The 11,327-nt window shown below is 71.6% G+C and carries 8 protein-coding genes and 5 tRNA genes; 6 read left to right on the top strand and 7 right to left on the bottom strand.

Going from position 1 to position 11,327, the window contains the following annotated elements; genetic code table 11:
* Positions 1 to 89 precede the first annotated feature (89 nt).
* Positions 90 to 164: transfer RNA gene (locus ACTFAP_RS15625), tRNA-Asp, on the bottom strand.
* An 82-nt stretch (positions 165 to 246) separates the two neighbouring features.
* Complete coding sequence (hrpA, locus tag ACTFAP_RS15630) at positions 247 to 4,194, bottom strand: ATP-dependent RNA helicase HrpA (RefSeq protein WP_500466623.1); 3,948 nt, start codon at positions 4,192 to 4,194, stop codon at positions 247 to 249.
* A 77-nt stretch (positions 4,195 to 4,271) separates the two neighbouring features.
* Between hrpA and ACTFAP_RS15635 the strand changes: the two genes are divergently transcribed.
* Positions 4,272 to 5,276: an ABC-2 transporter permease gene (locus ACTFAP_RS15635; RefSeq protein WP_500466624.1), complete on the top strand. Its 1,005-nt coding sequence runs from the start codon at positions 4,272 to 4,274 to the stop codon at positions 5,274 to 5,276.
* Positions 5,277 to 5,303: 27 nt separating this feature from the next.
* On the opposite strand, the gene ACTFAP_RS15640 is transcribed toward ACTFAP_RS15635, so the two are convergent.
* From ACTFAP_RS15640 to ACTFAP_RS15660, 5 genes are all read right to left on the bottom strand, one after another.
* Positions 5,304 to 5,377: transfer RNA gene (locus tag ACTFAP_RS15640), tRNA-Phe, on the bottom strand.
* A gap of 4 nt (positions 5,378 to 5,381) precedes the next feature.
* Positions 5,382 to 5,456 (bottom strand) — tRNA-Asp (locus tag ACTFAP_RS15645).
* Positions 5,457 to 5,499: 43 nt separating this feature from the next.
* Positions 5,500 to 5,973 (bottom strand): type II 3-dehydroquinate dehydratase, encoded by a 474-nt coding sequence (aroQ, locus tag ACTFAP_RS15650; RefSeq protein WP_500466625.1) that lies wholly within the window; start codon positions 5,971 to 5,973, stop codon positions 5,500 to 5,502.
* 121 nt (positions 5,974 to 6,094) lie between these two features.
* Positions 6,095 to 6,170, bottom strand: a tRNA-Glu gene (locus ACTFAP_RS15655).
* A gap of 82 nt (positions 6,171 to 6,252) precedes the next feature.
* Positions 6,253 to 6,603, bottom strand: coding sequence for a metallopeptidase family protein (locus ACTFAP_RS15660; RefSeq protein WP_030733240.1), 351 nt, complete (start codon positions 6,601 to 6,603; stop codon positions 6,253 to 6,255).
* Between the two features lie 90 nt (positions 6,604 to 6,693).
* Here ACTFAP_RS15660 and ACTFAP_RS15665 point away from each other — a divergent pair, with 90 nt between their 5' ends.
* From ACTFAP_RS15665 to ACTFAP_RS15685, 5 genes are all read left to right on the top strand, one after another.
* Complete coding sequence (locus ACTFAP_RS15665; protein ID WP_500466626.1) at positions 6,694 to 7,233, top strand: hypothetical protein; 540 nt, start codon at positions 6,694 to 6,696, stop codon at positions 7,231 to 7,233.
* 194 nt (positions 7,234 to 7,427) lie between these two features.
* Positions 7,428 to 9,305 (top strand): DEAD/DEAH box helicase, encoded by a 1,878-nt coding sequence (locus tag ACTFAP_RS15670; protein WP_500466627.1) that lies wholly within the window; start codon positions 7,428 to 7,430, stop codon positions 9,303 to 9,305.
* A 120-nt stretch (positions 9,306 to 9,425) separates the two neighbouring features.
* Positions 9,426 to 9,498: transfer RNA gene (locus ACTFAP_RS15675), tRNA-Lys, on the top strand.
* A gap of 164 nt (positions 9,499 to 9,662) precedes the next feature.
* On the top strand, positions 9,663 to 10,769 hold the full coding sequence (locus ACTFAP_RS15680) for a SpoIIE family protein phosphatase (RefSeq protein ID WP_495681185.1): 1,107 nt from the start codon (positions 9,663 to 9,665) through the stop codon (positions 10,767 to 10,769).
* Positions 10,770 to 10,856: 87 nt separating this feature from the next.
* Positions 10,857 to 11,321, top strand: a complete 465-nt coding sequence (locus ACTFAP_RS15685) for an effector-associated constant component EACC1 (protein ID WP_500466628.1) — start codon at positions 10,857 to 10,859, stop codon at positions 11,319 to 11,321.
* Positions 11,322 to 11,327 lie beyond the last annotated feature (6 nt).

The raw sequence follows: 11,327 nt of genomic DNA on the forward strand, positions 1-11,327 counted from the left end.
TCCTTCCCCTCAACTCCCCTTTTTCATCGGGGTAGTTGAAAACGTGACACAAAAAAACCGGACCCCCTGTGGGGGTCCGGTTCGTGATGCGGTCCTGACGGGATTTGAACCCGCGGCCTCCACCTTGACAGGGTGGCGAGCACTCCAAACTGCTCTACAGGACCTCGTTCCTTGCGTCGATGACTCTACCCCACCGCCGGGGCGCGGAGCCAATCGGAAGATCGGCCCGCCGCACCGCCGGCCGGCTCAGCGCGCCGGCCCCGGCACCAGCGCGTCGATGGCCTTCACGATCCGCTTGTCGGAGATCGGGTACGCGGTGCCCAGCGCGTGCGCGAAGTAGCTCACCCGCAGTTCCTCGATCATCCAGCGGATCTCCCCGGCCTGCCGCGGCACAGGGCGCCCGGCCGGGAACTGCTCCAGCAGCCACGCGTACTCGTCCCGCATCTCCGCGACCTTCGCCATCCGCGCCCGGTCCCGCTCCGCCTGGTGCGGCAGCTGCTGCAACCGCCGGTCCACGGCCGTCAGATAGCGCAGCAGATCGGCGAGCCGGCCGGCCCCGTGCGCCGTGACGAAGCCCGGCCGCAGCAACTCGCCCAGCTGCTGCCGGACATCGGCCACCGAGGACGCCAGGACGGGGCTGGTGGTGGCCTTCAGCCGCCGCTCGCACGCCTGCCAGGCGATCAGCACCTGCCGCACCTGCCGCACGATCCTGAGCGTCAGATCGACGATGTCGGCGCGCACCGCGTCGAACAGCTTGGTGAAGCTCTCCTGGTCCCACACCACCCCGCCCCGGTCGGCGATCAACCGGTCGGCCGCCGCCGTCACACAGTCCGCCAGCAGCGCCTGCACGCTGCCGTGCGGGGAGGCGGCCAGCGCCAGCTTCGCCGCGTTGTCCAGCTTGCCCACCGCGAACTTCGCCGGATCGGAGGGCAGCTGGAGCATGACCAGCCGCCGTACCCCCGGCCACATCGCGGCCAGTTGCTCCTCCTCGGTGTCGAACAGCCGCACCGCGACGCTCGACCCCTCGTCCACCAGCGCCGGGTACGCCTGCACCGGCTGCCCCGCCCGCCGGGTCTCGAACCGGCGCGGCAGCGTCCCCACCGTCCAGGAGGTGATGCCGCCGCGCTGCTCCAGGGCCACCTGGGAGGTCTCCCCGCCGGCGGCCTGCCCGGACGCCTTGAACGCCCGCGAGATGGCCTCCCGCGTCTTGGGCTTGAGCGCCAGCCGCAGCGCCTCCAGGTCCTTGTCCTCGCCGAGCGTGCGGCGCCGCTCGTCCACCACCCGGAAGGTGATGCGCAGATGGGCCGGCACCGCCTGCGGCGAGAAGTCCTCGGCCGACACCCGTACCCCGGTCATCCGCTGGAGCGCCGCCGCCAGCTCCACGCGCAGCGGCCGGGAGGTCGGCCCGGAGATCCCGGCCAGGAAGCGGGAGGCGTAGTTCGGCGCCGGTACGCAGTGCCGCCGGATCGGCTTCGGCAGCGAGCGGATCAGCTCGGTCACCAACTGCTCGCGCAGCCCCGGGATCTGCCAGTCGAAGCCGTCCGGGGTGGCCTGGTTGAGGACCTGGAGCGGTACGTGCACGGTGACGCCGTCCGCGTCCGTGCCCGGCTCGAACTGGTACGTCACCCGGAAGGAGAGCCGGCCCTGCCGCCAGGTGTCCGGGTAGTCCGCCTTGGTGACGCCCTCGGCCCGCTCGTTGATGAGCATGGACTTCTCGAAGTTCAGCAGATCCGGCTCGTCACGGCGCTTCTTCTTCCACCAGGAGTCGAAGTGCGCCCCGGAGACGATCTCTTCCGGAAGCCGCTGATCGTAGAAGTCGTACAGCGTCTCGTCGTCCACCAGGATGTCGCGGCGCCTGGCGCGGTGTTCCAGCTCCTCGACCTCGGCGAGAAGTGCCCGGTTCTCCCGGAAGAACTGGTGCTGGGTGCGCCAGTCGCCCTCCACCAGGGCGTTGCGGATGAACAGGTCCCGGCAGGTCTCCGGGTCGATCCGGCCGTAGTTGACCTTGCGCTGGGCGACGACGGGGATTCCGTACAGCGTGACCCGCTCGTACGCCATCACCGCCGCCTGCTTCTGCTCCCAGTGCGGCTCGCTGTACGTGCGTTTGACCAGGTGCTGGGCGAGCGGCTCGATCCACTCCGGCTCGATCTTCGCGTTGACCCGGGCCCACAGCCGGGAGGTCTCCACCAGCTCGGCCGACATGACCCAGCGCGGCGGCTTCTTGAACAGCGCCGAGCCGGGGAAGACCGCGAACTTGGCGCTGCGGGCGCCCAGGTACTCGTTCTTGTCGGTGTCCTTGAGCCCGAGGTGGGAGAGCAGCCCGGCCAGCAGCGACTGATGGACGACGGTGGGGGAAGCGGCCTGGTCGCCGGGGGTGACCCCCATGGTCTTGCCGACCGAGCGCAGCTGGGCGTAGATGTCCTGCCACTCCCGTATGCGCAGGTAGTTCAGGAACTCGGTGCGGCACATGCGGCGGAAGGCGGAGGAGGACAGCTCGCGCTGCCGCTCGCGCACGTAGTCCCACAGCGCGACCAGGGCCAGGAAGTCGGACTCCTCGCCGGGCCCCTCGCGGAACCGCCGGTGCTTCTCGTCCGCCGCCTGCTGCTTGTCGGCGGGACGCTCGCGCGGGTCCTGGATGGACAGCGCGGCGGCGATCACCATCACCTCGCGGGCGCAGCCGTTGCGGCCTGCCTCCAGCACCATCCGGGCCAGCCGGGGGTCGACCGGCAGCTGGGAGAGCTTGCGCCCGGTGTCGGTGAGCTTGGCGCCGTGCAGCGCGCCCAGCTCCTCCAGCAACTGCACGCCCGCCTTGACGCTGCGGTGGTCCGGGGGATCGATGAAGGGGAACTTCTCGACCTCGCCCAGGCCGGCCGCGTTCATCTGGAGGATCACGGAGGCGAGGTTGGTCCGCAGGATCTCGGCGTCGGTGAACTCGGGCCGGGAGAGGAAGTCCTCCTCCGAGTACAGCCGGATGCAGATGCCGTCGCTGGTCCGCCCGCAGCGGCCCTTGCGCTGGTTGGCGCTGGCCTGCGACACGGGCTCGATCGGCAGCCGCTGCACCTTGGTGCGGTGGCTGTACCGGGAGATGCGGGCGGTCCCCGGGTCGATCACGTACTTGATGCCGGGCACGGTGAGCGAGGTCTCGGCCACGTTGGTGGCGAGCACCACCCGCCGCCCGCTGTGCTGCTGGAAGACCCGCTGCTGCTCGCTGTGCGAGAGCCGCGCGTACAGCGGCAGGATCTCGGTGAACCGCAGCCGGCGCTTCTCCAGCGCGTCGGCGGTGTCCCGGATCTCGCGCTCCCCGGAGAGAAAGACGAGGATGTCGCCCGGCCCCTCTCCCTGGAGCTCGTCGACGGCGGCGCAGATCGCGGAGACCTGGTCGTCGTCCTCCTCCGGCTCCCGGTAGCGGACCTCGACCGGGAACGTCCGCCCGGACACCTCGATGATCGGCGCCGACCGCCCCTCCCCGGGGTCGAAGTGCCGGGCGAAACGCTCGGGGTCGATGGTGGCCGAGGTGATGATGATCTTCAGATCGGGCCGCCGGGGCAGCAGCTGGGCGAGGTAGCCCAGCAGGAAATCGATGTTGAGGCTCCGCTCGTGGGCCTCGTCGATGATGATCGTGTCGTACTTCAGCAGCTCGCGGTCGTGCTGCACCTCGGCCAGCAGGATGCCGTCCGTCATGAGCTTCACCAGGGTCGAGTCCCCGACCTGGTCGGTGAACCTGACCTTCCAGCCCACCGTCTCCCCCAGCGGCGTCCCCAGCTCGTCCGCGACCCGCTGCGCGACGGTACGGGCCGCGATCCGGCGCGGCTGGGTGTGGCCGATCAGCCCGCGCACCCCGCGCCCCAGCTCCAGGCAGATCTTCGGGATCTGGGTGGTCTTCCCGGACCCGGTCTCACCGGCCACGATCACCACCTGGTGATCACGGATCGCGTCGCGGATCTCGTCCTTCTTCTGGCTGACGGGCAGCTGCTGGGGATAGACGATCGCCGGCAGCGCGGCCCGGCGCGCCTCCACGCGCAGCTCGGCCCGGTCCATCGCCTCGGCGATCTCGGCCAGCACGGACTGCCGCGCCTCGGGCTTGCGGATCCGGCGGGCACCGTCGAGCCGCCGGCCGAGCCGCCGCTCGTCGTGCAGCATCAGCTGGGGCAGGCGCTCGGCAAGGGCGGCGGGGGAGGGGGGCTGCGTAGACATACGTATCCAAGCGTCTCACCTGGCGACGGGGAGCGGCGAACCAATATCGGGAAGATTTATCCCTTTAGAGTGCGTATGTGAGTCGCTGGCAGGCGTTCAAACACTCCCCCTACTACGCGGCGGTGGTCATCTCCCTGCTCGCCGCCGTCGGCGCGGCCGTCTTCGCCGGCTCGTACACCTACGCCCTCGCCAACCCCACCCCGCACCGGATGCCGGTGGCGGTGGCGGGCGAACCGGAGTCGGCCAGGACCACCGCGTACGTCTCGGCCTTGGAGGAAGCCCTCCACACCACGCTGCGCATCCGCGCCTACCCGGATTATCCACAGGCTGTGGACGCGGTGGAGCGACAGCGGGTCTTCGCGATCGTGCGGGAGCGGGACGACGCGATCGAACTGTCGGTCTCCAGCGCATCGGGCGCCTCGGTGGCGGAACTGCTGAAGACGGCCGGCCCGGCGGCGGCCCAGAAGATCGGCGCCCGGGTCACGGTGACCGACCTCAAGCCCCTGCACTCCGGCGACCCGCGCGGCCTGGCGCTCTTCTACATCACCCTGGCCGCGGTGATCATCGGCTTCCTCGGCACCATCCAGCTGAGCGTCCACGCCGCCCGGCTCACCCCGGGCGAGCGGATCGTGGCGGTGGCCGGCTTCTCCGCCCTGGGCGGCTTCCTGATCGCGGCCACCGTGGACTGGATCCTGGACGCGGTCCCGCTGCCGCTGATCAGCTGGCTCCAGCTCATGCTGACGATGTTCACCGCAGGCATGGTCTTCACCGTCTTCAACACCTTCTTCGGCCGCTGGGCCCTGCTGCCGACCTGGGCCCTGCTGGTCATCCTGGGCAACCCGGCCTCCGGCGGCCCCGTCTCCTGGCCGCTGCTCCCCAGCGTCCTGGGCATCCTGGGCCGCTGGCTCCCCCCGGGCGCCTCCGTCAACGCCCTGCACAACGCGGTCTACTTCCACGGCCACCAGCACCTGCAGCCCTATCTGGTCCTGCTGGGCTGGGCCCTCGTCTCCTCGGCGATCTTCTGGACCTGGCGCACCCGCCATCCCGGCGGCCGGGAGAAACACGAAAGCCCCGCGCTGTGAGGCGCGGGGCTTGTCGATGAAGGAAGGTGGCTGGGGCCGGGGTCGAACCGGCGACCTTCCGCTTTTCAGGCGGACGCTCGTACCAACTGAGCTACCCAGCCAGAGCGGTCCTGACGGGATTTGAACCCGCGGCCTCCACCTTGACAGGGTGGCGAGCACTCCAAACTGCTCTACAGGACCTGGCTTGTGCGACCGGCTCTCCCGATGTCGCTGAAGCAGCGTATCACGGTGCGGAGACCCCGCTGAGCGGCGCTTTCAGCAGCCGGCAGACCCGCTCCACCGCGAACGCGTACCCCTGGACACCGCAGCCGACGATCACTCCGGCGGAGGCGGCGGCCGAGACGTAACTGTGGTGCCGGAACGCCTCGCGGCGGTGGATGTTGGAGATGTGCACCTCCGCGATGGGCAGCCGGTCGCACGCGCTCAGCGCGTCCAGCAGACCGACCGAGGTGTGCGAGTACGCGGCCGGGTTGATCACGATGCCCGCGTGCTCCTCCCTGGCCTCCTGGATCCAGTCGATCAGCTCGCCCTCGTGGTTGCTCTGCCGGGCGTCGACGGTGACGCCGTACGGGGCGGCCGTCTCCACGCACAGCCGGACGACGTCGGCCAGGGTGTCCGTGCCGTAGATCGCGGGTTCGCGCTTGCCCAGCAGATTGAGGTTGGGACCGTTGAGGACCAGGAGCGGTCGGTCGGACACCCGGCATCACTTCTCTCGTTCTCGGGGCGGCTCGGGGCCGCGGGAGGCGGCGAAAAGGCGGCGGAAAAACGGAAAAAGGCAAAGAGCCACCCACAGACGGAACGCTGCGGATGGCTTCGGGTGGTGCCCCCAACGGGATTCGAACCCGTGCTACCGCCTTGAAAGGGCGGCGTCCTGGGCCACTAGACGATGAGGGCCTCCGGTCACACCGACACCGCGAAGTGACGGGTGAACGCGAGAAGCATAGGCGATGCCCGAACGGATCACCAACACGGATCCTCATCCCCAGCCCAGTTCGTGCAGCCGCTCCTCCTCGATGCCGAAATGGTGGGCGATCTCGTGCACGACGGTCACCGTCACCTCGTGCACCACGTCCCGCTCCGTCTCGCAGTAGCGCAGCGTGGGGCCCATGTAGATGAGGATCCGGTCCGGCAGCACCCCCGCGTACCACTCGCCGCGCTCGGTGAGCGGCGTTCCCTCGTACAGGCCCAGGAGTTCGGGGTCGGACGGGTCGGGTTCGTCCTCGACGAAGACGGCGACGTTGTCCATCAGACGGGCCAGTTCCGGGGGGACCTGGTCCAGCGCTTCGCTCACCAGTTCCTCGAATGACTCACGTGTCATCTTCAGCACACCCCCATTGTCCGTGACCCCCGGGCCCGGATGGCAGTTGGGCAGGGCGCCTGTCCTTGCCGTCCCACCGTGCCCCGGAGGTGCGCCGCCGTGCGTCCACTCGTTCCCGTCGCTGTCACCTCTCTCACCTCGCTGCTGGCGCTGACGCTCACCGGCTGCCTCAGCGTCGATCCCGAGGCGCCGGCCGGCGGTCCGACCGAGGCCGGGAACGCCTCGCCGCTGGTCGAGGAGGAGGCCGGGGAGGGGCCGGCCGAGGAGGGCCGGGAGCCGGCCGCGCCGGACGGGTCCCCGCCGGGCGAGGACGCCGGCCAGGACCCGGAGGACGACGGCAAGGTCGGCGCGGACGGGGCGCAGAAGCGGGAGGACCGGCCCACGGGGCCCGCCGAGCGGCCCGAACCGGGCCGGGTGCCCGCCCCGTCCGCCGACGACGGGGAGCCGGGCCCCGCGCCGGGTCCGCGCCCCGGGGGCACCCCCACCTCGCCGGGCACCGTGGCGCCGCCGCCCGCCGAGCCGGAGCCGAGCACGCCGCCGGCCCCGGAGCCGCCCGCCTCGCCCGAGCCCAGCTCGCCGCCGGCCGCGGACCCCGACCCCGAGCCGGAGCCGGACCCCGAGCCGGAGGGCGACGGCTGAGCGCCGTTTGCGTTCGCGCCGGTGCGGTGCGTATGCTTGTAGATCGTTTGATCCCACTTGCCCGGCGCCCGATCGCAGCGCGCCGTGTGGCGCGTTCCTCGTCAAGCCGTGGCTGACCGCAAAGACAGGCGGTCTTGAGCACCTACGGAGCTAAGGCGCGTGCCGACCAAGACTCCGGAAGGGTCTCATTTCGCATGTCCGTAACAACCGCTGACGCCATCCTGCCCCTGGATGAGCCGACGACCACCTTCGCCGACCTCGGTCTCCCGCAGCCGGTCGTGCGCAAGCTCGCCGAGAACGGCGTGACCACCCCGTTCCCCATCCAGGCCGCGACCATCCCGGACGCGCTGGAGGGCAAGGACATCCTCGGCCGCGGCCGTACCGGCTCCGGCAAGACGCTGAGCTTCGGTCTGCCGACGCTGGCCCGCCTGGCCGGTGGCCGCACCGAGAAGAAGAAGCCCCGCGCGGTCATCCTCACCCCGACCCGTGAGCTGGCCATGCAGGTCTCCGACGCGCTGGAGCCCTACGGCCACGAGCTGAACCTCCGCTTCAAGGTGGTCTGCGGCGGCACCTCCATGGGCAACCAGATCTACGCCCTGGAGCGCGGCGTCGACATCCTCGTCGCCACCCCCGGGCGGCTGCGCGACCTGATCGCGCGCGGCTCCTGCTCGCTGGACGACGTCGAGGTCGCCGTCCTGGACGAGGCCGACCAGATGGCGGACCTGGGCTTCCTGCCCGAGGTCACCGAGCTGCTGGACCTGGTGCCCCCGGGCGGCCAGCGCATGCTGTTCTCCGCCACCCTGGAGAACGAGATCGACACCCTCGTCAAGCGCTACCTGGTCGACCCGGTCAGCCACGAGGTGGACGCGGCGCAGGGCGCGGTGACCACCATGACCCACCACGTGCTCGTGGTGAAGCCCCGCGACAAGGCCCCGCTGACGGCGGCCATCGCGGCGCGCGAGGGGCGCACGATCGTCTTCGTGCGGACCCAGCTGGGCGCCGACCGGGTCGCCGAGCAGCTGCGGGAGTCCGGGGTGCGCGCGGACGCGCTGCACGGCGGCATGACGCAGGGCGCCCGTACCCGCACCCTGGAGGACTTCAAGGGCGGCAAGATCAAGGTCCTGGTCGCCACCGACGTGGCGGCGCGCGGTATCCACGTGGACGGCATCGACCTGGTGCTGAACGTGGACCCGGCCGGGGACCACAAGGACTACCTGCACCGTTCCGGGCGTACGGCGCGGGCCGGGCAGTCCGGCACCGTGGTGTCGCTGGCGCTGCCGCACCAGCGGCGCACGATCTTCCGGCTGATGGAGGACGCGGGCGTGGACGCCTCGCGGCACGTCATCGGGCGGGGTGACCTCTTCGACGACGAGGTCGCCGAGATCATCGGCGCGCGTTCGCTCACCGAGGTGCAGGCGGAGGCCGCCATGGGCGCGGCGCTGCACGCCGACCGTGAGGTGAACCGGCTGACCCGGGAGCTGGAGCGGGCCCAGGAGCGGGCCGGCGAGCTGCGTTCCGAGGCGGAGAAGCTGACCGGGCGTGCGGCGCGCGAGCGCGGCGAGGACCCGGCGGAGGCGATCGCCGCGGCGGCCGAGGCGCAGGCCGTGGCCGAGGCCGAGCGCGAGGCCAAGCGCGAGGCGCGGCGTGCGGAGCGGGCCGCGAAGGCGGCCGAGGAAGAGCGCGAGCGCGGCGACCGGCGCGATGACCGGCGTCCGTACCAGAACCGGCGCGATGACCGCGGTGGGTTCCGGCGGGACGACCGGCGCGATGACCGCCGGGGCGGCGACCGTGACCGGCGGGACGACCGCGGTGGCTACCGCGGTTCCTTCGACCGGGACCGGCGCGATGACCGCGGTGGCGACCGCGGCGGCTTCCGGCGCGATGACCGGCGCGATGACCGGCGTCCGTACCAGGGCCGCCGTGACGACCGCGGCGGCAGCACCGGCGGCGGCGACCGCGGTGGGTTCCGGCGGGACGACCGGCGCGATGACCGCCGGGGCGACGACCGCCGGGGCAGCACCGGTGGCGGCGGCTACCGCGACGACAAGCCGCGCTGGAAGCGCGGCAGCTGACACCGTGACAGCCCACCGGGGCCCGGCCACCGCGCCGGGCCCCGGTGGGCGTGCACTCCGCCGCGTCTGTGCCGTATTGCCTGCGAGCCGCGCCAGGGGTGCGACTATGCTGCTGTCTGCGGGCCGTTAGCTCAATTGGCAGAGCAGAGGACTTTTAATCCTTTGGTTGTGGGTTCGAGTCCCACACGGCCTACCGTTCCGTTTCTGTGGACGAAAGCTCCCGCGCGTGCCGTGCGGGAGCTTTCGCGTGCCGCCCGGCCGGCCCCGTCGGCCGGCGGTCGCGTGGCGTACGCCCCGCCGGTGCCCTCCGCCGGTGATCGACTCGCCGCCGGTCGCCGGGCGCGGCAGATTGGGTGTGTGTACCCGACACCACAGCAGCCGGCCAGGGGGCTGAGATACGTACGCCTCGTCCCCGCCGTGCTGATTGTCAGCGGTCTGGTGCTGAGTGCGGTGACCCCGCCGCATCTGACCTTCACCCCGTTGTTCGTGGCCCCGCCCGTGCTGGCCGCCCCGGTGCTGAGCTTCCGGGGCACGCTGTACACGGGGCTCGCGGCCATGCTGGCGTCGGCGCTGCTGGTGTTCACCGGGCGTACCGCGGTCACCGGCCAGGAGATCATCACCTTTCTGACCGTGTTCACGGTCTCCGGCCTCGCCCTGCTGATCAACCGGGTCGTCGCCCAGCGCGACCAGTGGGTGGCCTCGGCACGCGGGGTGGCCGAGATCGTGCAGCGCTCGGTGGTGCCCGAGCCGCCGGGCCGGGCCGGGCCGCTGCTGGTGGCGGCGCGCTACCGGGCGGCGCAGCGCGACACGCTCATCGGCGGTGACCTGTACGCGGTGCGCGAGACCCCGTTCGGGGTGCGGCTGCTGGTGGGCGATGTGCGCGGCAAGGGGCTCGGCGCCACCGAGATGGTGTCGGTGATCCTCGGTACGTTCCGGGAGGCCGCAGAGTACGAGGAGGAGCTGGGGACGCTGTGCACCCGGCTCCAGGCGGCGGTGGACCGGGAGAAGCGGGCGCGGGGGGCGATCGATCCGCAGGAGGAGTTCGCCACGGCGCTGGTGGTGGAGGTGCCCAGGGCGCCGCCGCACGAGCTGCGGCTGATCAACCTCGGCCACCCGCCGCCGCTGCTGCTGCCCGGGGGCGCCCCGGCGCACTATCTGGAGGTGACGGACCCGCAGCTGCCGCTGGGCCTGATGGATCTGTCCGGCTGGACGGGCTGCCCGCAGACGTTCGCGTTCCCGCCCGGTGCGCAGTTGCTGCTGTACACGGACGGGGTGAGCGAGGCGCGGGACGGGCGGGGCGTCTTCTTCGATCCGGCGCACGCGCTGGACGAGGAGACCTTCCGGAACCCCGAGGAGCTGCTGGACCGGCTCGTCACGGACGTACTGCGGTACACGGGTGGCCGGCTGAACGACGACATGGCCCTGCTGGCGGTCGCCCGGCCGACGGGGAACCACGGCAGCTGACGCGCGCACCATTGCTGTGTCACAGGTCACTCATACAATCGGGTGACGGTTTGTCAGCGTGTCCGGGGGAAGGGCGGGAATGCGACGATGACGGCCACCGTACGGATTCGGGTGGAGGGGACGGGAGCCACCCAGGAGGACATCAGGCAGCTGCGTCTGTGGCTGGAGGCCGATCCCGAGCTGCGGGAGGTGACCGAGCGGATCGGCCGGGAGCCCCGGCCGGTCGACAACGCCATGGGGGTGTGGGACGACCTGCTCCTCCATCTGGCGCAGCGGGCCGCGGGGGCGGCGATGGTGCTGTTGCTGCGCTCCGTGTACAACCATCTGCGCAACCGGCCGCGCCGCGATCTGCGGGTGACCGTCGAGGTGGCGGGGAATCTGCGGGTGACGGTGGAGGGGGACCGTACGTACTCGCGCGGTGAGCTGGCCGAGAAGGCGCGGCTGGCGGCGGAGGCGATCGACCCGGGGGCGGGGGCCGGGCCCGGCTCGGGTTCGGGTCCCGGCCCCGGCGCGGCTCCTGGTCCGGGCCCTGGTTCGGGCCCCGCCGAGTGACGGGGC

It is taken from the genome of Streptomyces sp. PH9007 (assembly GCF_059813725.1).

Bases quoted from the DNA above. Each gene is read 5' to 3' on its own strand.
- hrpA (WP_500466623.1), bottom strand. From the start codon at position 4,194: ATGTCTACGCAGCCCCCCTCCCCCGCCGCCCTTGCCGAGCGCCTGCCC.
- ACTFAP_RS15670 (WP_500466627.1), top strand. From the start codon at position 7,428: ATGTCCGTAACAACCGCTGACGCCATCCTGCCCCTGGATGAGCCGACG.
- ACTFAP_RS15685 (WP_500466628.1), top strand. From the start codon at position 10,857: ATGACGGCCACCGTACGGATTCGGGTGGAGGGGACGGGAGCCACCCAG.